19 protein-coding genes and 2 tRNA genes are annotated in these 22,067 nt (G+C 41.1%); 9 read left to right on the top strand and 12 right to left on the bottom strand.

Features of this window, described 5'->3' with window-relative positions:
* Positions 1–15: 15 nt before the first annotated feature.
* The 3 genes from oadA (at position 16) to C2M25_RS12120 (ending at position 3,227) form a co-directional block, all read left to right on the top strand.
* Entirely contained in the window at positions 16–1,788 is a 1,773-nt protein-coding gene (gene oadA / locus C2M25_RS12130) for a sodium-extruding oxaloacetate decarboxylase subunit alpha (protein WP_063703468.1), read from the top strand.
* Positions 1,789–1,798: 10 nt separating this feature from the next.
* Positions 1,799–2,929: a sodium ion-translocating decarboxylase subunit beta gene (locus tag C2M25_RS12125; protein WP_063703471.1), complete on the top strand. Its 1,131-nt coding sequence runs from the start codon at positions 1,799–1,801 to the stop codon at positions 2,927–2,929.
* Between the two features lie 115 nt (positions 2,930–3,044).
* Entirely contained in the window at positions 3,045–3,227 is a 183-nt protein-coding gene (locus C2M25_RS12120; RefSeq protein ID WP_105174788.1) for a hypothetical protein, read from the top strand.
* Positions 3,228–3,287: 60 nt separating this feature from the next.
* Here C2M25_RS12120 and C2M25_RS12115 read toward each other — a convergent pair whose 3' ends face one another.
* Positions 3,288–4,604, bottom strand: a complete 1,317-nt coding sequence (locus C2M25_RS12115; protein ID WP_063703475.1) for a peptidoglycan DD-metalloendopeptidase family protein — start codon at positions 4,602–4,604, stop codon at positions 3,288–3,290.
* A 398-nt stretch (positions 4,605–5,002) separates the two neighbouring features.
* On the opposite strand from C2M25_RS12115, the gene tyrS reads away from it, so the two are divergent.
* Positions 5,003–6,202 (top strand): tyrosine--tRNA ligase, encoded by a 1,200-nt coding sequence (tyrS, locus tag C2M25_RS12110; RefSeq protein ID WP_063703477.1) that lies wholly within the window; start codon positions 5,003–5,005, stop codon positions 6,200–6,202.
* A 58-nt stretch (positions 6,203–6,260) separates the two neighbouring features.
* On the opposite strand, the gene C2M25_RS12105 is transcribed toward tyrS, so the two are convergent.
* From C2M25_RS12105 to folE2, 4 genes are all read right to left on the bottom strand, one after another.
* The gene (locus tag C2M25_RS12105; protein WP_063703479.1) at positions 6,261–7,211 is read right to left on the bottom strand and encodes a cobalamin biosynthesis protein CobD/CbiB; all 951 of its coding nucleotides are present in this window, start codon (positions 7,209–7,211) and stop codon (positions 6,261–6,263) included.
* Between the two features lies 1 nt (position 7,212).
* A complete protein-coding gene (gene mtnN / locus C2M25_RS12100; protein ID WP_063703481.1) occupies positions 7,213–7,920 on the bottom strand; it encodes a 5'-methylthioadenosine/S-adenosylhomocysteine nucleosidase in 708 nt (235 codons plus the stop codon).
* A gap of 103 nt (positions 7,921–8,023) precedes the next feature.
* Positions 8,024–8,617, bottom strand: a complete 594-nt coding sequence (locus C2M25_RS12095; RefSeq protein WP_063703483.1) for a DUF2726 domain-containing protein — start codon at positions 8,615–8,617, stop codon at positions 8,024–8,026.
* A 79-nt stretch (positions 8,618–8,696) separates the two neighbouring features.
* Positions 8,697–9,617, bottom strand: coding sequence for a GTP cyclohydrolase FolE2 (gene folE2, locus C2M25_RS12090; protein ID WP_063703485.1), 921 nt, complete (start codon positions 9,615–9,617; stop codon positions 8,697–8,699).
* 174 nt (positions 9,618–9,791) lie between these two features.
* Between folE2 and arcB the strand changes: the two genes are divergently transcribed.
* Positions 9,792–12,119, top strand: a complete 2,328-nt coding sequence (gene arcB / locus C2M25_RS12085) for an aerobic respiration two-component sensor histidine kinase ArcB (protein ID WP_105181215.1) — start codon at positions 9,792–9,794, stop codon at positions 12,117–12,119.
* A 6-nt stretch (positions 12,120–12,125) separates the two neighbouring features.
* On the opposite strand, the gene arcA is transcribed toward arcB, so the two are convergent.
* The 5 genes from arcA to trmB all read right to left on the bottom strand — a co-directional run bounded on the left by arcA (position 12,126) and on the right by trmB (position 16,981).
* Positions 12,126–12,842, bottom strand: a complete 717-nt coding sequence (gene arcA / locus C2M25_RS12080) for a two-component system response regulator ArcA (RefSeq protein WP_054551295.1) — start codon at positions 12,840–12,842, stop codon at positions 12,126–12,128.
* Positions 12,843–12,947: 105 nt separating this feature from the next.
* Positions 12,948–13,469: a YfiR family protein gene (locus C2M25_RS12075; protein WP_063703489.1), complete on the bottom strand. Its 522-nt coding sequence runs from the start codon at positions 13,467–13,469 to the stop codon at positions 12,948–12,950.
* The gene (locus C2M25_RS12070; protein WP_063703491.1) at positions 13,469–15,091 is read right to left on the bottom strand and encodes an ATP-binding protein; all 1,623 of its coding nucleotides are present in this window, start codon (positions 15,089–15,091) and stop codon (positions 13,469–13,471) included. Before C2M25_RS12070 ends, C2M25_RS12075 begins: the two co-directional genes overlap by 1 nt.
* Positions 15,092–15,209: 118 nt before the next feature.
* On the bottom strand, positions 15,210–16,238 hold the full coding sequence (locus C2M25_RS12065) for a methyltransferase (RefSeq protein WP_105181214.1): 1,029 nt from the start codon (positions 16,236–16,238) through the stop codon (positions 15,210–15,212).
* A gap of 17 nt (positions 16,239–16,255) precedes the next feature.
* Positions 16,256–16,981 (bottom strand): tRNA (guanosine(46)-N7)-methyltransferase TrmB, encoded by a 726-nt coding sequence (trmB, locus tag C2M25_RS12060; RefSeq protein ID WP_063703496.1) that lies wholly within the window; start codon positions 16,979–16,981, stop codon positions 16,256–16,258.
* 214 nt (positions 16,982–17,195) lie between these two features.
* Between trmB and mutY the strand changes: the two genes are divergently transcribed.
* Positions 17,196–18,272, top strand: a complete 1,077-nt coding sequence (mutY, locus tag C2M25_RS12055; RefSeq protein WP_442792998.1) for an A/G-specific adenine glycosylase — start codon at positions 17,196–17,198, stop codon at positions 18,270–18,272.
* Positions 18,273–18,287: 15 nt separating this feature from the next.
* Positions 18,288–18,560, top strand: a complete 273-nt coding sequence (locus C2M25_RS12050) for an oxidative damage protection protein (protein WP_105181212.1) — start codon at positions 18,288–18,290, stop codon at positions 18,558–18,560.
* A gap of 40 nt (positions 18,561–18,600) precedes the next feature.
* Here C2M25_RS12050 and C2M25_RS12045 read toward each other — a convergent pair whose 3' ends face one another.
* Together C2M25_RS12045 and C2M25_RS22250 are read right to left on the bottom strand one after the other, a co-directional pair.
* Positions 18,601–20,883, bottom strand: a complete 2,283-nt coding sequence (locus C2M25_RS12045; protein WP_325051037.1) for a hybrid sensor histidine kinase/response regulator — start codon at positions 20,881–20,883, stop codon at positions 18,601–18,603.
* 5 nt (positions 20,884–20,888) lie between these two features.
* Complete coding sequence (locus C2M25_RS22250) at positions 20,889–21,371, bottom strand: hypothetical protein (RefSeq protein ID WP_325051036.1); 483 nt, start codon at positions 21,369–21,371, stop codon at positions 20,889–20,891.
* Positions 21,372–21,765: 394 nt separating this feature from the next.
* On the opposite strand from C2M25_RS22250, the gene C2M25_RS12040 reads away from it, so the two are divergent.
* Positions 21,766–21,841, top strand: a tRNA-Phe gene (locus C2M25_RS12040).
* Between the two features lie 70 nt (positions 21,842–21,911).
* Positions 21,912–21,987 (top strand) — tRNA-Thr (locus C2M25_RS12035).
* Positions 21,988–22,067 lie beyond the last annotated feature (80 nt).

The raw sequence follows: 22,067 nt of genomic DNA, 5'->3' as shown, positions 1-22,067 counted from the left end.
CGGGGCAGCTCAAACATGGCTAAATTAAAACTAACCGAATTAGTATTGCGTGACGCACACCAGTCTCTTTTGGCAACGCGTATGCGCTTAGACGACATGTTACCCATGGCAGAAAAACTCGATAATGCGGGTTATTGGTCTATTGAATCATGGGGTGGTGCAACGTTTGACTCGTGTATCCGTTATTTAGGTGAAGATCCTTGGCAACGTATTCGCGAGCTAAAAGCTGCAATGCCAAACACTAAGCAGCAAATGTTACTGCGCGGGCAAAACCTTTTAGGCTACCGCCATTATGCTGATGATGTAGTCGAAAAGTTTGTTGAGCGAGCTCATAAAAACGGTGTTGATGTATTCCGTATTTTCGATGCGATGAACGATGTACGTAACCTTGAAACCGCGATTAAAGCAGCGGTAAAAGTAGGTGCACACGCTCAAGGTACAATTTCATACACAGTAAGCCCAGTGCATACACTTGATATGTGGCTGAAACTTGCTAAGCAACTAGAAGATCTTGGTTGCCATTCAATTTGTATCAAAGATATGGCGGGTTTACTTAAGCCATACGATTGTGAGCAGTTGATCAAAGGCTTAAAAGAAACCGTGTCTATTCCTATTGCGATGCAATGCCATGCGACCACAGGTTTAAGCACTGCAACATACCAAAAAGCAATCGATGCGGGTATCGATATGCTTGATACAGCTATTTCGTCAATGAGTATGACTTATGGTCATAGCGCCACAGAAACCATAGTTTCAATTGTTGAAGGCACAGAGCGAGATACTGGTCTTGATTTAAACCAATTGGAAGAAATTGCTGCTTATTTCCGTGATGTTCGTAAAAAGTATGCCGCTTTTGAAGGTAGCCTTAAAGGCGTTGATGGTCGTATCTTATTAGCGCAAGTACCGGGCGGCATGTTAACTAACATGGAAAACCAGCTTAAAGAGCAAGGTGCAGCTGATAAGCTTGACCAAGTGTTACTTGAGATCCCACGTGTTCGTGAAGATTTAGGTTATATCCCACTTGTTACACCGACCTCACAGATTGTCGGTACTCAAGCAGTACTAAATGTACTAACTGGCGAGCGTTACAAAACCATCACAAAAGAAACAGCGGGTGTGCTGAAAGGTGAATATGGTGCAACACCAGCGCCTATGAATAAAGAGTTGCAAGAGCGAGTACTTGAGGGCGCTGAAGCAATTACGTGCCGCCCTGCTGATAAGCTAGAGCCTGAGCTTGAGAAGCTAGAAGCAGAGTTATTAAGCGAAGCTAAAGAGCAAGGCTTAGAGCTTGCTGATGATGTGATTGATGATGTACTTACTTATGCATTGTTCCCACAAATTGGCCTTAAATTTATTAAAAACCGCAACAACCCAGATGCATTTGAAGCAATTCCAACGGGTGAAGTTGCTAAACCTGAAGCAACTCCTGCTGCTTCAAGCCCTGTAAAAGCAGAGCAGTACAGCGTTAAAGTTGATGGTAAAGTTTACGATGTCGTCGTAGCGCAAGGTGGTGAGCTTAAAGAAGTAACCCTAAAAGACAGTGAGTTAATTCCTCAGTCGGCGTCAGCGTCAGCGGGCGAAACACTCAATGCACCGTTGGCAGGTAATATTTTCAAAGTGAAAGTGAAACCAGGTCAAACCGTTAACGAAGGTGATGTGGTTATCATTATGGAAGCGATGAAAATGGAAACTGAAATTCGCGCCGCACACTCAGGTACAGTTGCAGAAGTATTAGTGGCAGAGGGCGACTCTGTTGCCACTGGCGATGCGCTAATCGCGCTGGCATAGGAGACAGAGGATGGATGGTGTTTTAAACCTCTGGCATGCCACGGGTATTGCTAACTTTACTTTTCCGGCATTGATCATGATTGCGGTTGGTTGCTTGCTGCTCTATTTAGCAATCGCCCGTAACTTTGAGCCACTGTTGTTATTACCGATTGGTTTTGGAGCTATTTTAACTAATATTCCAGTAGCTGGGTTATCTGAGCCGGGCGGCCTTTTGTATTACGTGTACCATATTGGGATCGACTCTGGGGTATTCCCACTTTTGATCTTTATGGGAGTAGGGGCGCTGACTGACTTTAGTGCCTTAATCGCTAATCCGCGTATGTTGCTGTTAGGTGCGGCTGCGCAATTTGGTATTTTCGCAACTTTATTTGGTGCAATACTGCTTAACTATATTCCTGGCTTTGAATTTACACTACAAGACGCATCGGCAATTGCCATTATTGGTGGGGCAGATGGTCCAACAGCTATTTTCTTAGCATCTAAGCTAGCACCTGATTTACTGGGGGCGATTGCTGTAGCAGCTTATTCTTATATGGCGCTAGTGCCAATTATTCAGCCGCCAATTATGCGTGCACTAACAACGCAAGAAGAGCGCGAAATTCAAATGCCGCAACTTCGTGCCGTATCGAAAAAAGAGAAAATTGTTTTTCCGTTAATGGTGCTTAGTTTAACCATCTTGTTTTTACCTGCAGCAACACCGCTGGTCGGTATGTTCTGCTTAGGTAACTTGATGCGTGAATCGGGCGTGGTTGATCGTTTAAGCAATAGTGCACAAAACGAAATCATCAACATTACCACTATTTTCTTAGGCTTAGCGGTAGGCTCAAAGCTTGCGGCAGATAAGTTCTTAACCGTAGAAACGATTGGTATTTTGGTATTAGGTGCTCTGGCCTTTGCAATTGGTACAGCATCAGGGGTGTTTATGGCGAAGGGCCTAAATAAATTCTCTAAATCGCCAATCAACCCATTAGTAGGTGCAGCGGGTGTATCAGCGGTACCAATGGCCGCACGGGTGGTTAATAAGGTAGGCCTTGAGAGCAACCCGCATAACTTCTTGTTGATGCATGCCATGGGACCAAATGTAGCAGGGGTATTAGGAAGTGCCGTTGCAGCAGGTATTCTGTTAGCAATTGTTGGCTAACAGCACGATTTAGTCGTTTTACTTCCAACCGACTGGCGCAGTAATTTTACTGCGCTTTTTTTTGCCTTCAATTTAGGTATAGTGAACCTTAATATTCTACAAGAAAGGAAGCCTAGTGAATGTATTTGTGATTTTGCTGTGTTTGTTTGTGGCGTTAGTGATTTTGGTGCCACTGCTTGAAAAGTACAGCGCTAGAACGGGGCTTGATAAAGCAACTAAATATGCCAAGTATGTTTGGCCCTTGGTGATGATTTCGTTAGTTATACAGCTTATCTATGTACTGCTTTGGAAGCAGTAAAATTAAAGATATTAAAAAAGCCGCTGCAGTTTCCTGGAGCGGCTTTTTGATATTAGAAGCTTACTTATTTAACGCTAATTGCAATTCGCGGTTGCGTTGTAATTGCGCTAAGAAGTTATCAGCAATCGGTTTAAACTTAGCTAATTCATCGCGCGGAAGTGGCTCTGATTTAGGAAGTTTGACCGTTTTCGGGTTACGGTGTACACCGTTTACTAAGAATTCATAGTGTAAGTGTGGGCCAGTTACGCGACCTGTCGCACCAACAGTACCAATCTTCTGACCTTGTTTTACTTTCTGGCCAGTTTTAACCATTTTCTTATCTAAGTGTAAGTACTTAGTCACATACTGAGTGCCGTGGCTAATAAATACATAGTTACCATTGTATTTGCTGTAACCTGCTTTAATTACTTTACCGTTACCCGATGACACAACAGGCGTACCTGTACGCGCTGCGTAATCGATACCGTTGTGAGGTTTTACTGTTTTAGTAACTGGGTGCAAACGGCGAGGGTTAAAGCTCGAACTAATATACTTAAAGTTAACTGGCGCACGTAAGAAAGCTTTTTTCATGCTGCGGCCTTCAGGCGTATAGAAGTTACCATCGGTATGACGAATAGCAGTGTAACGCTCACCCTGGTTAATAAACTCTGCGGCAATAATTTTACCATCGCCAATGTATTCACCATCAACATAGTGAGCTTCGTAAATAAGACCAAATTGGTCACCTTTACGAATGTCATTAGCAAAGTCGACATCCCAACCAAAGATGTCAGCAAAATTCATAATTTGACGCTCGCTTAAACCTGCGGCAATACCCGAAGTCCAAAAGCTATTTGTGATCTCTCCACCGGCAGATTTGCTCAGCGTTTCAATCTCTTTGCTATCGATAGAGGTGTCGTAGTTACCTTCGTCATTTAAGGTAACGTATAGGGTATCTGTTTTTGAAATCACATAACGAAGCTGCGCTAAAGAGCCATCTTCAGCGGTTGCAAAGCTTAATATTTCGCCTGGGTGAATTTTTGTTAACTTACGTGTTTCAGCGTTGGTATTAACTAGTTTGTGTAATGTTTGCGCTGAGAAACCCGCACGTTTAAAGATAAGTGCTAAATTATCGCCATTACGTACTTCATGGTCGATAAGCTCGTATTCTGGAAGTTTTGCTGCTGCTTGCTCCGAATTCAGCTCAGTTAGTTTTTCGTTATCATCAACTTTAACTTGCAATTCGTAGCGTTTGCCAATTTCAAGTGCGTTAGCACTGTTATCCTTTGATGCGGTGGCTTTTTCAGAAGGCAATAATGCCAAGCCGACAATAGCAGAAACCAAACCGAGAATGAGCAGTTTGTGTTTTTTGGGAAGTTTGTGCACTACGTGAACCATATCGTGCCTTTTCTGCTGTCAAGAAATTTAAATACTAATATCGCAGGATATACCTAAAATAGAGCAAATACCAGTGTTTTGTAGATTTAAACTGGCGTAAATTTACGCTAGAATTGGCCTGCGCGTTAAACTTTTTTGGTTAAAATTGCAACAGATGCATTGGCTTAAACTAAATCAACATTAGTTAACTAAAGTACCTTCATTAAATTGCAATAACGCGGTATAAAGAACAATCATGCGCGCTGCCTTCAGGGCTGTTTCTTAAACTATTTAAGTTAGGCTTTTTTCTAGTGTCGCTTTTTGGTGCTAACTAGCTAAATTTTAAAGTTTTTAGCTCTATTTTTATAACCCTGACAGGCCACCACGCCCCGGTAGCTGAATTTTTGGAGTAATACACAGTGGATTTACAAACCGCTCTAGCTGAGATAAAACGCGGTGCAGAAGAGATATTAATTGAAGACGAATTAGTCGAAAAGCTAAAGTCTGGTAAGAAACTTAAGATCAAAGCGGGTTTCGATCCAACTGCGCCTGATCTGCATTTAGGCCACACAGTTCTTATCAACAAAATGAAGACCTTCCAAGACCTAGGTCATGAAGTGATTTTCTTAATCGGTGATTTCACCGGTATGATTGGTGATCCAACGGGTAAAAACGTTACACGTAAGCCATTAACTCGTGAAGATGTATTAGCTAACGCTGAAACATATAAAGAGCAAGTATTTAAAATTCTTGATCCTGCAAAAACGACTGTTGCATTCAACTCTACGTGGATGGAGAACTTAGGTGCAGCAGGTATGATTAAACTGGCTGCGCGTCAAACAGTAGCACGTATGCTAGAACGTGATGACTTTAAAAAGCGTTATGCCGGCGGTCAATCAATTGCGATCCACGAATTTTTATATCCACTGGTACAAGGTTGGGACTCAGTTGCATTAGAAGCTGATGTTGAGCTTGGCGGTACAGACCAACGCTTTAACCTATTAATGGGTCGTGAATTACAAAAAGACGAAGGCCAAAAGCCACAAACAGTACTCATGATGCCACTGCTTGAAGGTACTGACGGCGTTCAAAAAATGTCTAAGTCATTAGGTAACTACATTGGTATTACTGATGAGCCAAACGACATGTTTGGTAAAGTTATGTCTATCAGCGATGAGCTAATGTGGCGTTACTACGATTTATTAAGTGCATTATCAATCGAAGAGATTGCTGCACTTAAACAACGTGTTGCTGATGGTGCAAACCCGCGCGACATTAAAATTGAATTAGCAAAAGAACTGATTGCACGTTTCCACAGTGAAGACGCTGCTGAAGGTGCACATCAAGATTTCATCAAGCGTTTCCAAAAAAATGCATTGCCAGATGAGATCCCAGAAGTAACAGTAACTATTGCTGAAGACACTGTGTTCATCACTAATTTATTAAAAGAAGCTAACCTTGTAGCAAGTACATCAGAAGCTATGCGTATGATTAAACAAGGCGCTGTAAAGATTAATGGTGAAGAAAAAGTAACGGATACTAAGCTTGAAGTTGCTAAAGGCACAACACAGATTTACCAAGTTGGTAAACGTAAGTTTGCTAAAATCACCTTAGCTTAATTAAGTAAGTTAATTAGTATAAAAAAACCAGCTGCGGCTGGTTTTTTTGTGCTTTTTCTCAGCTAATAAACAGCGTAGCGACTTCAATGGCGATGATAAGCAGTAACCAAAATGCTTTCGCTTGATTTAAACGATTCACTAAAGCGGGAATATCTTCGGCATTTGGTAGGCGGTCAGTACCGACGCGCATTTTATTAAAGCGCTCACCTTGGTATAGGGCTGGGCCGCCTAACTGCACTTGCAAGGCAGCCGATGTAACACTTAACAGCCACCCTGTATTGGTTTGATAAAAGTGTCTGCCATAGTGCTTAATATAATGAATGCTCTGCTTGCTGGCATTGGTTGCCGCAATAGTTAATGCAACTAACCGAATGGGTAACCACTCCAATACAAACAGTAACTTAGCAATGGTCGTTAAAAACGGGTTGTTTGGCTTACGATTCTTACGCCATGCTTGATGCATTAATGTGAGTAAGCGATAAACCAAAGCAAGGATAGCGCCGCCAAGCAGATAAAAGAATATAACGGCAAAATAATGCCGCGCACTTTGCAAAACGAGCGATTCCATGGTTGCTTTACAAATGCCTGGGGCAGATAAACGTGATACATCACGGGCAACAAGGCTAGCTACTAGCTCTCTGGCGGTGGCTTTTTGATTGAGCTTAAGTAGCCTTGCAATACGTAATGACTTCTTCTCTTGAGCGCGGCTACTGAGTAACAAATATAAAATTAAGCCATTTAATAACTCGGGGTAAAAGGCAAACTCTAAAAAAAGTACAACCAAGGTGACTATAACTAAAACAGTGAAGCTAAAAGCCAAAGTTGAGGCTAAATATTGATAACTTTTGGGGTTCGCGGGGCTGTATAAACGCTCGCCGAGGGCAGAGAAAATAACGCTTAAAAAGGTATTCGGATGATACCAACTTACCAAAGGAAAAAAGCGCTCAGCAAAGAGCGCTACAAAAAATACAATAATGTCCAAATGGTTTTGAACAATATTTGCAATCACCTTATAAACTCACCGACGTCAGTTTCTCTAAAAGAGCAACAACCATTTTAGATGAGTTGATAGATGCAGTTTCGATATACTCTTCAAATGATTGCGGCGACTCTTTGCCAGCAATGTCAGACATTGAACGAATAACAACAAATGGTGTTTCTAGCACGTGACAAGCCTGTGCAATTGCTGCGCCTTCCATTTCTACTGCAAGCATTGTTGGGAATTCAGCGCGTGTTTTTTCAATTCGTACTGGGTCACACATGAATGAATCACCAGTACAAATAAGGCCAATCATGGTTTTAACATCACTGATTTGGCTAACACTTTGCTCTGCTGCTTCAATTAGTTTAGGGTGTGCAGCAAAGCCAGCTGGCATTTGTGGTACTTGGCCGATTTCGTAACCGAATGCAGTAACGTCTACGTCATGGTGGCGTACTTCTGAAGAAATAACGACATCGCCCACATTTAATGATGGCTCAAAACCACCTGCAGAACCTGTGTTGATCACACAATCAGGGCTGAAGTTATCGATTAGCAGTGTAGTTGCAACAGCAGAGGCTACTTTACCAATACCAGATTGAACTAAAGTAACTTTGTTACCTGCTAATTCACCCGTGTAAAATGTAAAACCAGCTTTAGTCATGATGCTTGGGTTTGCCATCGCTTCGCGTAAGATTTTTACTTCTGGCTCCATCGCGCCAATAATACCAACGTGCATAATATTTGATTCCTTAGGTTGAATAGGGGGATTATACCTAAAAATGTCTAAAACAAACAAAAAAGCAGACCTTAAAGTCTGCTTTTGCCAAATTTATGACGGGCTATATTTCAGCAAGCGCCGTTGAGTGTGCTTTTGCTTGAGATGGTGATAATACAGCAGGTTTTGTTACGCGGTTACGCGAAGGTCTAATTGGTGCTGCTGCAGGTTTACCAAGTTTAAACATGATAGCGTCACGCACTTCTCTTGGTTGATAGCCAGATTTTACTTTCATACGAATATGCGGAATACCGGCAGCTTCTAATGCGCCACTTACAAACCAATCACGCTGTGCCTTGTGGCCGTCGCGGTTGGTGTTATTTACTAAATCAACAGCAGCAACAATGGTGAGTTTGTCTTTGTCGATGAGTACATAGTCGAGCTGTTTATTTTTGGCTTTTGCCATTGCTGCGCGCTTAGCTTTAACAGATAAGCCTTGCTTACAGTCAATTAAATCAATGAGTTTAACGCGGCTAACAATTTTATATTGATCACCAACAGCGCGTTCAAGAAGATGTAAAAATGCACTCTCCACTTGCGTAAAAACAGTTTGTTTACGAGTGAAAGGGTAAGGGTTTCCGCCTTCATCGGTAAACTTTGACGCAACAACAGAGGCTACTACGACTAAAACTAAAATTGATAATAAAGCGAATTCCATACGGTAACTCCACAACAACAAATTGACACTGAAAATAAATAGCAATTAGCGTGCCTAAGTGTGGAGTTACCCGAAATTTTTAAGCTGTGTATCCGCCTGCGATACCTTTAACAGCGATTGCCACGGCATCATGGGCATGAAGTGATTCGTAGTGGTTTATTTGCAGCCAGTAATCTGCGTAGTTTTGCTCTTCAAGTAAGCCTTTAATTTTACGCGCAGCATCTTCACAGAACATGAGGTTTTGACCATTTAAGCGGGCAAACTCTTGCTCATCTTCACGTTTAACAGCCGCTTGAACAGGCGTCTTTAGCTCAGCTTCTAAAGCATCAATTAAGCCAACCACATCAAAACTGTCAATTTGGCTGTCGAGTTTTACTTTCACGTTTGCAATTGAACGCTGTGAATGTGGTGTAGCAACAATCCCATCCGTTGTGCCTAGCCATTCTAGAACAGTTTGCTTATCAACATGTTGCTCTGCAAATTTTTCACTAAATGCATTTTGAATTAACTGACGAGCAAGGGCCGCTGAGCATGGGCAAGTTGATGAGTAGGTTACATCAACCATTAGCTCAAAGCTTAAAACGCCTTGATTGATTTTAGCTATAAGATGAATAGGGTAGTTTTTCCAGCCTACTTTGCCGCTTAATAACGATTTACGACGTAATGGCAGCTCAAATTTAAATTCAATTTGCGCTTGGTCACTTAAATCATCATGGCTACTAATAAAGGTATCAAGTGCTTGCGCAAGTGTTTGCGGATTCACTTGCTGCTCGGTTGATAAAGTATCCAGCGCTAAAAACAAACGCGACATATGAATGCCTTTCGCGTCTTCTTTATGTAAGTTCACAAAAGCGCGTGCTTTGGCAATCACATTTACAGGGGCAATATTGCGAGATTCAAAAATGAAAGGAAGTTCAATTTCGCCCATGCCAACCCAGTCTAATTTACCTGTTCGTAAGGCGGGAGCCGTATCAGCAATATCTGGCATTGTGGTTTGCATGGTAATACTCATTCTTTGCAATTATTAAAGCGCGGTATTTTACATGAAAAAATATAAAAAAGCGGCGTTGATGAAAAAATTCTATGTTTATCGCACAATATGAATATTTCTAAAGGAATAGTGATAAAATTAGCTATGCTGTTTTTTTTCGATTATGTGCCTAAGCTTTAATATATGATTGATTCTTCTTTGAGTCCGTGGGCTCGCACACTCTCAAGCTTTATTTCTAAATACGGTGAGTTTAAAACTGCCGCTGCCTGTTACGCCTTATTATTGGTCATGTCGCTGATCTTATCGTGCATGTTTTATTATGTAGCGGTTGGTACGGTGACTTTAGTTGATGTTTTGGCGGTGATGTTTTTTACCGCAGTAGTATCACCGATTTTAATTACTGTGCTGCTTAATTCGATTCGTCAGTTAGAAGCCTCTTACAGTTATTTAGATAGCGCAACCAAACAAGAAAAACTGCTTAACCAAACACTAAAAGACAATATCAGTCGCTTAAACGAAGAGATTGATGAGCGTAAAATGGCGTTTCATGCTAAGCATAGAGCGATTGAAGAACTCAGACGCGAAATCGCCGAGCGTAAGAAAACCCAACAAGAGCTTGCACAACAGGGCATGTTATTACGCTCTATTGTCGACTCGTCTCCCGATTTATTTTATTACCGCGATAACAACGGCGTGTTTGCTGGCTGTAATAAAATGTTTGAACAAGTGATCGGAAAAACCAGTGATGAGCTAATTGGCAAGAGTGTCGAAGACATCTACCCAAGCGATTATTTGCCAGAAGTGCTGCGCACCGATAAAAAAGTATCTCAAACCCATCAAGCCTTGACGCTCGACGTTGAATACCCCGTTGATGGTGAAAAGCGCTGGTTTGAAATGCGTAAGCTACCCTTCATTAATGAAAAAGGTGAGTACATTGGTTTGCTTGCCTTTGGCCGTGATATCACCAGTCGTAAAGAGGCGGCTCAAGCCCTTGAAGCAGCTTATAAAGACAAAGGTAAGTTCATTGCAACCTTGAGCCACGAATTAAGAACACCGCTTAACGGTATTGTGGGTCTAACTCGCATGCTACTTGATACAGAACTTGATAAACAACAACGAAGCTGGTGTAACACGGTATTTTCAAGCGCCGAAACCCTTGGCAATATTTTTAACGATATTATCGACTTGGATAAAATTGACCGTGAGCAACTCGATATTGTTGCTGACTCAGTCAATGTGGCTGACTTCATTAATGATGTGGTGAACTTCGCTGGCTTAATTGCAGAACAAAAGGGACTAGAGTTCAATATTAAACGTAAGGGAACGCTAGATGTGTATGCGTCCCTTGATCCGACTCGTTTACGTCAGGTTGTTTGGAACCTGATTAACAATGCCGTTAAGTTCACTCAGCAAGGTCATGTAGAACTTGAGTGTCGTCGTGAGAATCGTCCTGATGGTCCATGGTTAGTGATGCGTGTTAGTGACACGGGCCAAGGTATTCCACAAGAGCAGCTACATCGTATCTTTGACATGTACTACAAAGCGCCAGATATCAACGGCACCAATGCTATTGGCTCTGGTATCGGCCTTGCGGTAACAAAAGCGCTTGTTAGTGCTATGAAAGGTGAAATCCATGTCAGTAGTACGGAAGGTGAGGGCAGTGTTTTTGTTGTTGAAATACCGCTTAAGCTTTGTATTGCGCCAACAGAGCAAAATTATGCAGTGCGCAGCTTAAACATACTGTTAGTTGAAGATGTGCCGCTAAATGCCGAAATTGCTACTAACCTACTTGAGCAGCGTGGTCATGAAGTTATTTGGGCTGAAACCGGTGAAGATGCGCTGTCGTTTGTCTACACAGAAGATGACTTAGACCTCGTTCTGCTTGATATGCAGTTACCTGATATCAATGGTGATGAAGTGGCTCGTCAAATTCGTGACGATGAGCATTTTGATAACCTGCCAATTGTTGCTTTGACTGCCAACGTGCGTAGTGCCGAAGAAGAGCTTGCAGGTATTAATATTCAAGGTGCACTCGCTAAGCCCATCAACACCACTAAACTCGATAAAATGCTCGGCGAGCTATTCGATATTAAACAGCAGAAAAACTGTCAGCCAGAGCCAATAAAAGCGGTAGCTGAAAAAGATTTATCGGGTATTCGTGTTGAGTTACTAGATATTGAAACTATCGAAGATTTTGTAGGCTCAATGGGGCTGGTGATCTTTAATCGTAGTTGTGAGTTATTTAGCAAGTTAAACCCTCAGTATCAAACTGAGCTTGCAGATGCCTTAGCGGCAGATGATAGAGAAGAGTACAAATCGGTGGCACACAAATTAAAAGGTGCAGCTGGCTCTGTAGGTTTAAACGATGTGCAATTACATGCTAAGAAGATGGAACACGGCGCGCTTGAAGAAAGTAGTGAAGAGTTACAGCAGTGGCTTGATGAATTAGCAGTGAAAATAAATGAAGGGCGTGACGCCCTCCAATTATTCTTACAGCAGTTAGAAGATTAATTCTAATTAGCTGTCGATTTTACCAATGAAGCGGTAGCCTTCACCATGGATGGTGCTGATCAGCTCAGATGTGCTGTTATCGCTTTCAAAGTGTTTTCTGATACGACGAATTGTTACGTCTACAGTACGGTCGTTAGCGCGAAGCTCACGGCCAGTCATGTGCTTGATTAATTGTTCACGGCTGAAAATACGGCCCGGTGAGTCAAGCATTAAGCGTAGCGCACGGTATTCACCTTTAGGTAAACGTTTAGCGTCGCCACTTGGAGATGTTAAACAACGGCTGTTTTCATCAAGTTCCCAACCGTTAAATGTAATAACACCATTTGTTTCGATATTCGCTTCTTCGCCACCAAGGGCTGTGCGCGAAATAAGGTTACGAGCACGAATAGTTAATTCGCGAGGGTTGAATGGTTTAGTGATGTAATCATCAGCACCAATTTCAAGACCTAAAATGCGATCAACGTCGTTGTCACGACCTGTTAAGAATATTAAACCAACGTTACGTTTTTGACGTAATTCACGTGCTAAGATTAGCCCGTTTTTACCTGGTAGATTGATGTCCATAACTACAAGGTTCACATCATCATTATTTGTAAGCTTGTCATGCATATCATCGCCATCAATGGCTTCAATAACTTTGTAACCTTCAGCTTCAAATAAACTAACGAGGTTTAGTCGAGTTACGTCTTCATCCTCTACGATCAGAATGACTGGCGTTTGCATTGTATATTAACCTTTTCGGAAATTTTATTTACAAAAATTCGGTATTATCAAGCAAAACCGAATACTAGAGATTATAGGATTAGATCCAATTGTTAACAAGTAAAATCAATTTGGATAAAACTTAGCCATAGCTAACAATCGAGATTGCACTTTAAAGTTATGCTGCAATACGTGCTGCTTATTGATATACAGTCGGATTTTATTTCCTTCTTGAACCAGTGAGGCTATACCGCCATTTTCTAAAAAGCTGATACTTTCACCTATTGTTAAAGTATCCAATGAAATTGTATCGGTCCAAAGTGGAAGTATATCATTTTCTAATGTTTCATCAATGTATGTGATATCACAAACTTGAGAAAGTTCAGAAATTTGCTGGGTTTTTTTCACTAATTTAACGTGAATAGGTTTTTTGTTAATTTGCAGTTCATTTCTATCTTTAAGGAAGGCGCCTGGACCTTTTTCTATATCATAAAAACAAAACGTAATAGCAGGTGGATCCAGTTGATCATTAAACTTTGTGAACTTCGCTATTTGATATAAAAACGCCGACTTAACTTGGTCTGGTGATTTGGCAAATGCAGGGCAAACGACAAGTAAGGCTAATAAGATACAACATACAAATCTCATTACGCTGCACCTTCTTGCAATGGCAGAGTAATAATAAAATGTGCGCCTTGTTGAGCCAGCTCATCAAATATGATGCTACCGCCAAGTGCTTGGGTCACTAAGTTATAAACGAGGTGCATGCCCAAACCACTGCCACCTTCACCCCGTTTGGTGGTCACGAATGGATCGAAAATTCGTTTGCGGATCGATTTGTCTACACCACTGCCGTTATCGAAGTAGTGAATGATTAAACTGCTTTCGTTGCGCTCAACATTGAAGGTGATTTCGTTATCTTGATCATCGCTAAATGCGTGGATCACAGAGTTACTTAACAGCTGCTGTAACACTTGTTGTAACGGTCCAGATTTGGTTTCAATACTGACATCATTGTTGCAGTTAATCGTGACCTTAGGATTACGGTATTGAATTTCTGAACGCATCGACATCACTACATCACTTAATAAGTTATGTAAGTTGATTTTGGTGGAGATCTCGACATCTTGATTAACGGCTACTTTCTTAAAGCTAGATACCAGCTCTGCGGCACGATTAAGGTTGCGATAGATTAGGTCGAGGTTTTCGATACCATCCGTTATAAAGCGTTTTAAGTGCGTCGATGTTAAGGTCTTCTGTTCAAATTGTGCGTGTATTTCTGCCAGCTTGTCACGTAACAGTGTTGAGCCTGTAATTCCAAGCCCAATAGGCGTGTTAACCTCATGAGCAACACCCGCAACCATTTGGCCTAATGATGCCATCTTTTCGTTCTCGACGATTTGGTTTTGGTATTGGTGCATTCGCTCAAGGGTATTAAGTAGCTCTTGGTTTGCTTCCCGTAAGGCGATAGTGCGCTGGTTTACTTTTTCTTCAAGGCTTTGGTTGAGCTGTTTAATTTCTTGTTTGTCTTTTTCGTGACGCTGAATTTGATTTTGAGTACGTGCAAGCATGATGTTTAAGCTGCTAGCAAGCTGGTTTATTTCATCGATATTGGTTTTTTGCGCGCGGGTTTCATAGTTATGGTTTTTCGACACGTCTTGCAGCAAGTTACTTAATTCATCAATAGGGTTTGCAATACGTTTTTGAATACGTCGAGCAACAAAGTACACCAACACTAAAACGAAAAGGGTAAGTAAAATATCGATGATAATTTTACGATTAATATATTGATTGAGTCTGTCTAAGCCACCGCGAACATACACATAACCAATGGTGTTGCCTTCGTAGACAATCGGGGTGATAAGCTCAATATCTTTATCTTTAAAGCGTGGCTCTAATAAATTATCAATACTGCTAACTTTGATAGGCACAGGCGGGGTTCTATTGGCATTAAAGCTACTAAAAAACACCGGCTCGTTTGATAACTCATCGATTGAATAGATGTGGATATTTTTAATAAGCGGCACAGATTCGAATGACTTTAAGCGCTCGGATTCGGTTTCGTTATCGTCAAACAACACGGTAATTTGGGCGTTGTAGGCGATTATTTTCGATAGAATAGAGATTTTATCGACAATCAGCGCTTTTTGCTCTTTTACATCTAGGTAAGTCGATATAGAAATAGACAAAGACAAGCATAACGCAGTGACTAGCATTACCGCGTTAGTCAACGCTTTACGAATACTTGTTTGTGTCGAGAATATTGACATGCGCTATAGTAGGCCAGAATTTTTGTTATTAGTAAGAGTTTAGTCTAGCAAAGACATTAAAAAGTAACTAAATATTTTAAAAAATATTTTTGCAACGAATACGCTATTTACTCAGCTTTTACTTAGCTGAGTAAACGGCAAATTTAGTGTTTTTAAAGTCGGTGCTGTACTGACCAAATTGCGCTTCTAAAATGGGTGGGTATTTCAAGAAGCTATTTGCGACTATGGTTAACTTGCCTTGCTTACTTAAATGCTGTTTTGCTGAGCTAAGAAATGCTTCGGCAATGGTGTAATCTGTGGCAATCCCTGTATGGAACGGTGGGTTACTGATAATTAAATCAAACTTACCACTAATATCTGCTAAACCATCACTTAATACCGCTTCGCCTTTAAGGTTATTGAGCGCAAGGGTTTGCTCAGTGGCGTAAGTTGCAAGGGCACTTACATCGCTACACACAAATTCAAGTTCAGGTGCTTTTAAACCTAAGTAAGTAGCAATAATGCCTGCACCACATGCAAAGTCGAGTACTTTACCCTGGCTAATCCTCGGCGCATTATTAAGTAGTACTGCAGTGCCCACATCAAGCGCACCATGGTTAAATACGCCCGGTACACTGATAGCAGTAAATTCAATATCACCGGCTTTCACTTGGAATTGTTTGTGGTAGCGGCTGATAGCAAAGCTATTATTGAGTGTAAGTTCAGAGAATAAATACAAAATACAGTGCTTGGCACTATCGATTTTGTTACTAAAGCCACAGTGGTCTTTTAGTTGTTTCTCTGCTGATTTAACACCACTTTTATTTTCACCTACCACAAACAGTTGCGCATCTTGATGACAAACAGCACGAATGTTATCAAGGCACATTAGTGCTTCAGGCTTAGCTTTTGGATAATAGTAGATTACTAAATCGTAGTTACCATGGGGGATGGTGTGATCAACCACAGCATGTACGCCAGCAACTTTGCTAGCATACATAGCATTTGCGTGGTTATAACTGAACGCAGTAATGTTTGCGTCAGGGTTAAGCGTTTTAAGTTCACGTAAAAAGCCATCTTGATCAAAGTTAACCACTAAAATTGATTTTCCAACAAGTTCGTCTTCATTTCGAAGTAATAATAAACTTGGGTTGGTTAACTTACTCATGCTGCTTTTACCTTATCTTACTTTGTACGCTCAAACATTAAATCCCACACGCCGTGACCTAAACGGTGACCGCGTTGCTCAAATTTCGTCAATGGACGTGAATCTGGGCGAGGAACGTAATCGTTAGTTTCTGACTGGTTTTGGTAACCTTCAGCAACTTGCATTACTTCTAGCATATGCTCTGCGTAGTTTTCCCAGTCAGTCGCCATATGGAAAACACCGCCAATTTTTAATTTGCTACGTAATTTTTGTGCAAACTCAGGCTGCACAATACGACGCTTGTGGTGACGCTTTTTATGCCATGGATCAGGGAAGAATAATTGCAGTTTAGATAAGCTTTCATCAGCAATACAGTCAGCAAGTACTTCAATAGCATCATGCTCAAACACGCGTAGGTTAGTAATACCTGCTTCATCGGCGTCCATTAAACAAGCACCTACACCTGGGCGATGAACTTCAATACCAATAAAGTTAAGTTCAGGTGCGTTTTTAGCCATTTCAACGAGCGACTTACCCATACCAAAGCCGATTTCTAGTACGATATCGTTATCGTTACCAAACACTTGTGCTAGGTCGAGCAAGCCATTTTTGTGCTCAAGGCCCATTGTCGGCCAACACTTTTCGATGGCAGCTGCTTGGCCTTTTGTTAGGCGACCTTCGCGCTTAACGAAACTACGAATAGTGCGGATATATTTACCCTCTAGCTTTGCTTGCTCGAGGTTTGGGTTACTTGAGTCACTCATATAATTTGGCCTGATAAAAAACACTGACTATAGAAAAAGGTTGCGTATTATCCCTGACCATCGCCTTGAGTACAATAGTAGGGTTTATCTTTCTAGCTTAATTGTGCGCCAGTGCGTTGGCTATTTGGGCATGGCAAAGCCCGTTCGACTTGCTTGGCCTAACTAACTGCAATAGACTTGGCCGCAATGAGCTTCATTAAGTAAAGATGTTATTTTGAATTTAAGTAATAAGGAGTCAACCTGGTTTGCGAACCAAGTTGTTGACTGGTATCACCTTCACGGCCGTAAAACGCTGCCATGGCAGTTAAATAAAACCCCTTATAAGGTATGGATCTCTGAAGTCATGCTACAGCAGACTCAAGTCGTTACTGTTATTCCTTACTTCGAAAAGTTTATGCAAAGCTTTCCTGACATTATTGCGCTCGCCAATGCGGATGAAGATCAGGTGTTACACCACTGGACTGGCCTTGGCTACTACGCCCGGGCGCGTAACTTACATAAAACGGCAAAAATAGTCCGTGATAAATACCAAGGTGAGTTTCCAACCTCGCTTGAAGAGGTGATGGACTTGCCGGGTATTGGTCGTTCAACGGCAGGGGCTATCTTGTCTTTGTCACTTGGCCAACACCATCCAATTTTAGACGGTAATGTTAAACGCGTATTAGCACGTTTTTTTATGGTTGAAGGCTGGTATGGCGTGAAAAAGGTCGAAAATCAGCTTTGGTCATTATCATCGCAATTAACGCCTAAAGAGTCGGTCACTGAGTTTAATCAGGCAATGATGGATTTAGGTGCAAGCCTTTGTTCACGTAGTAAATTTGACTGTGAGCCTTGTCCATTAAATAGCAAATGCCTTGCTTATAACGAAGGTAAAGTGAAAGAGTTTCCGCATTCAAAGCCGAAAAAGGCAGTGCCGAAAAAGTCATGTCATCAGCTTATTCTCGCTTGCGATAATAAAGTACTTATGGAAAAGCGCCCAAGCTCAGGGATATGGGGTGGTTTATTTGGCTTTTTTGAGTTTAGCGAGTTAACTGAGCTCGAATCATTTTTAGCTCAGCATGGCTTATCTAGCAATACGCTGGCACTGGAGGCCTTTACCCATGTGTTTTCGCATTTTGAGCTGACTATCAACCCCCATGTTTTAACCTTGCCGAGTATTCCAGATCTTATTAATGATCGGCAACTAGTTTGGTATCCGCTTGATGAGTCTATTGAGGTAGGTCTTGCAGCGCCAACGAAAAAGCTGGTTAAACAATTAAGCGCAATAGATTACAATAGCATCACGCAATAAGAGTAGAGAGCAATTATGGCACGCACAGTATTTTGTCAAAAGTTACAAAAAGAAGCTGAAGGCTTAGGCTTCCAACTATACCCAGGTGAGCTTGGTGAAAAGATTTTCAACAACATCAGTAAAGAAGCATGGGGCCAATGGCAACATAAACAAACGATGTTGATCAATGAAAAGCATCTAAACATGATGGACCCAGAGCACCGTGCTTTTTTAGAAGAGCAAATGGTTGGTTTCTTATTTCAAGGTAAAGAGGTAGAAATCGAAGGCTACCGTCCACCAGAAAAATAAACCAAGATATTATATGTAAAAAGGGCCAATTGGCCCTTTTTTAATTTGTTGTTTCTTGTTCGGCTTTTTGAATTTGCTCTTTTAAAAACTGTGCCACTTTAGAGTATTCAATTTCGTAGCTGTCTCTTAGCGCAATTAATTCATCACTTGTAGGTGGTTGTTCTTTATCTTTACAACGCCCTTCAAACTCAGCAGCAAGCTCTGCTACTTTCATCGCCCCAATCGTTTTTGAAATAGATTTGAGCTGATGGCAGGCTGATTTAATGGCCTCTAAGTCTTGTTCAATAACACCGCTGTTAACTTCTTTGCTCAGTTGATTGCTTTGCTCTAAGTACATTTTGAAAAAGCGTAGTTTCTTAGCTTCATCATTGTTTACATAGTTAGCCAGCATGGTCATATCAATAGGGGCTGCGGGTCTTTTAACTTCGAGCTTGGTAGCCTCTGGATTTGTTTTGTAAGCACATTTATGTAACGTTGCTTCCAGCACATTTAGTTCTACAGGTTTGGTAATGTAATCGTTCATACCTATGTTTAAACAGCGCTCTTTTTCCCCTTTAAGGGCATTGGCGGTGATAGCAATCACATATGGTTGAGCATTAATATCTTCAAGTTGCGATGCTTCATGACGAATCTTTTCAACCATATCGTAGCCTGACATTTTCGGCATGTGTAAGTCAGTTAGAATAATTGAGTGCCTGCCTTCTCGCCATGCTTCGAGGCCTTTTTCACCATTTTCAACCATTTCGACGCCATAACCCAACAGATGAAGCTGATCGGTCAACACTTGCTGGTTTAATACGTTATCTTCGACAAGCAATACAAGTTTGTTTTCTTCGCGGGCTTTATCAACACTCAGGTAGTCGTTAAACGACTTAGCAGAAGCAATTTGTTTTGGTTTATGTAAACCTGCTGCCACAAGTAACGACATCATAAAGTTAGATTTACATAGCGGTGCAGCGTTTAAGTAAAAGATATTTTTATGATTAACAGCTGCTTCATCGAGTTTGCTTAACACAATAACTTGCTGTTTATTATCTTCTAGGGTGTAGAGTAGGCGGCGTAAGATATAGTTAATATCTTCCATGGTTTCAATACCATCGAGGATCCAAATAATATCTTTTTTATCTTGCTCAGCTTCGATTTTATCACTGCTGTCTGCAATGACAGGCGTAGCCCCCATAAATGATAAATAGCGGGTAAGTAGTTTTTTACGACCATCATGGTTGGTTACAACGACAACGCGTTGGTCTTTCATTACTTGTTTGTGTGCGTACTCAACTTTGCCTTGAGTACTAAATGGAAGTTCAACAACAAACTCACTGCCGATACCTAAATCACTGGTAACAGAAATCGTTCCTAGCATTAGCTCTGTTAAGCTCTTACAAATCGATAAGCCTAAACCCGTCCCACCGTATTCGCGGGTAATTGAGCCCTCAGCTTGAATAAACGGGTTAAAGATTTCGCGAAGCTGCGCTTGGGTCATACCTTTACCGTTATCTAATACGCTAAAACGAAGGGTATAGTGATCAGTGGTGTTTTGGGCTACCTCTACCGAGATTTTCACATGGCCTTTGTGTTTTTCGTCGGTACTGGTGAACTTAATTGCATTACTACATAGGTTATAAAGTACTTGGCGAACACGCACCGTATCACCAATCAAATTGGTCGGAATATCCGGGGCAATAGCCAACTCTAGTTCAAGGTCACGCTTTTTGGCCACTGATGACAAAACACGTGCGACTTCTTCAATGGTGTCTGATACTGAAAAAGGAATGTTATCAATATTCAATTTACCCGCTTCGATTTTCGAGAAATCAAGAATGTCATCTAATATCCCTAATAACGAAAATGCAGAGTCGCGAATAATTGTACTTAATCTATGTTGCGCCCCATCAAGCTCTGTTTGGCGAAGTAAATCAATTGTGCCAATAACACCATTCATTGGGGTACGAATTTCATGGCTCATGGTTGCCAAGAAAGTCGTTTTGGTTTCGTTTGCTTGTTCTGCTTTTAAAGTTGCTTGCTCAAGTGCCAACGTTCTATTTTGTACTTCGGTCTCTAAGCCACTTTGTAATGCTTGCAAATCGGCTTGTGCCGCTTTGTTTTCTGTTATGGCTGATTGCACTTTATTTAGCAGCAAGTTGATATTTTTTGCTACTGAGTCCAAACCAAAATCTAGGCCTTCGGTCACTTGAGCTTGGTAGTCAGCATTGTCAGTGATAGCCATCAGTTCTGTGCTTAATGACTCACTGCTTTTCGTAAAACGTTTATTAATAAAAATACTTAACGCAAAAGACAAAATAGCCAGTGCGACTAAAGTCAATGCGGCTAAACCATATGCAAGACCTGCAGACTGCGCAATGGGCCTACAATCGGGTGTTGTTTAATGATTAGTTCACCAACAGGTTGATCATTAAACTCTAACACCGTATGAATAAGGGTGTTTTGCTCTAGTTTTTGATTAACTTTACTGGCTTCAATTAGCTCTTTATTACTGGCGTATACAAGTGATACATCGCCGTTAAATTCATAGCGATATAAATAGTAATCAAAGCCATCATTAAGTAGCTGACTTAAATCGAGCACTTCTTTTACTTTGTCTTGGCCAGGCATAGTTAACGCACTAATTAGAGGTGCGGAAAGCTGATTCGATAATTGCTGTGTTGTGATGGTTGGTTTGCTAACCTGTTGAGACGATTCACTCGTTGGATAAAAAGAATAAGCAACAACCGCAAGTAGGGTGATGACAAGATTCGTGATTATAAAAAGCGGTAATAGGCCTTTTACAGGTGAATTCGATTTACTTGGCATGGCTTTAGTCCAACAAATTATACAGCAACAGTAAGCATATTCTTGATTATTAGACAATCCTACCATCTATGAAGAAAAATTCACCACGTTTTTAACATAGGTAACTCTTTTATGATGAGGGTCAACCAAAAAGTACAAAATTTGTAGATTAAATAAGCTAAAAACTATTAAAAACAGCAATCTTGATTGAAAACTGTGCAAACAGTTAGAATCCTCAAAAAAAAGTTGACTTGAGAGGGCAAAACCCGTTTAATACGCCGCACGCCCAGACAGCGACAACCAAATTTGTTGCTTATAAGTGCGTTTAAAATTTGCCCAGATAGCTCCAGTCGATAGAGCTATTGGGAATTGCATTGAAAATCCTTGTGGATATTCTGCATAAAAATTTAATATTGCCCAGATAGCTCAGTCGGTAGAGCAGAGGATTGAAAATCCTCGTGTCGGTGGTTCGATTCCGCCTCTGGGCACCATTATTTAATATATTGATGTTTAATTTATGATTTAAACATCAGTATCGTGCATAGCACACAGATTTAGTGTGCCGACTTAGCTCAGTTGGTAGAGCAACTGACTTGTAATCAGTAGGTCATCCGTTCAACTCGGATAGTCGGCACCATTTATTTTTAAACGAAAGTTTGAAATGCCCAGATAGCTCAGTCGGTAGAGCCATCGGGAATTGCATTGAAAATCCTTATG

Origin of the sequence: Pseudoalteromonas sp. T1lg21, from assembly GCF_002964625.1 — a bacterium.
GTDB lineage: Bacteria > Pseudomonadota > Gammaproteobacteria > Enterobacterales > Alteromonadaceae > Pseudoalteromonas > Pseudoalteromonas gelatinilytica.
The sequence above is the reverse complement of the archived record's forward strand: the minus strand, read 5'-3'. Positions and strand labels throughout refer to the sequence as shown.

Bases quoted from the DNA above. Each gene is read 5' to 3' on its own strand.
- C2M25_RS12070 (WP_063703491.1), bottom strand. From the start codon at position 15,091: ATGTCAATATTCTCGACACAAACAAGTATTCGTAAAGCGTTGACTAAC.
- C2M25_RS12125 (WP_063703471.1), top strand. From the start codon at position 1,799: ATGGATGGTGTTTTAAACCTCTGGCATGCCACGGGTATTGCTAACTTT.
- arcA (WP_054551295.1), bottom strand. From the start codon at position 12,842: ATGCAAACGCCAGTCATTCTGATCGTAGAGGATGAAGACGTAACTCGA.
- C2M25_RS12065 (WP_105181214.1), bottom strand. From the start codon at position 16,238: ATGAGTAAGTTAACCAACCCAAGTTTATTATTACTTCGAAATGAAGAC.
- trmB (WP_063703496.1), bottom strand. From the start codon at position 16,981: ATGAGTGACTCAAGTAACCCAAACCTCGAGCAAGCAAAGCTAGAGGGT.
- folE2 (WP_063703485.1), bottom strand. From the start codon at position 9,617: ATGCAAACCACAATGCCAGATATTGCTGATACGGCTCCCGCCTTACGA.
- C2M25_RS22250 (WP_325051036.1), bottom strand. From the start codon at position 21,371: ATGCCAAGTAAATCGAATTCACCTGTAAAAGGCCTATTACCGCTTTTT.
- C2M25_RS12115 (WP_063703475.1), bottom strand. From the start codon at position 4,604: ATGGTTCACGTAGTGCACAAACTTCCCAAAAAACACAAACTGCTCATT.
- C2M25_RS12050 (WP_105181212.1), top strand. From the start codon at position 18,288: ATGGCACGCACAGTATTTTGTCAAAAGTTACAAAAAGAAGCTGAAGGC.
- arcB (WP_105181215.1), top strand. From the start codon at position 9,792: ATGATTGATTCTTCTTTGAGTCCGTGGGCTCGCACACTCTCAAGCTTT.
- oadA (WP_063703468.1), top strand. From the start codon at position 16: ATGGCTAAATTAAAACTAACCGAATTAGTATTGCGTGACGCACACCAG.
- C2M25_RS12095 (WP_063703483.1), bottom strand. From the start codon at position 8,617: ATGGAATTCGCTTTATTATCAATTTTAGTTTTAGTCGTAGTAGCCTCT.
- mtnN (WP_063703481.1), bottom strand. From the start codon at position 7,920: ATGCACGTTGGTATTATTGGCGCGATGGAGCCAGAAGTAAAAATCTTA.
- C2M25_RS12075 (WP_063703489.1), bottom strand. From the start codon at position 13,469: ATGAGATTTGTATGTTGTATCTTATTAGCCTTACTTGTCGTTTGCCCT.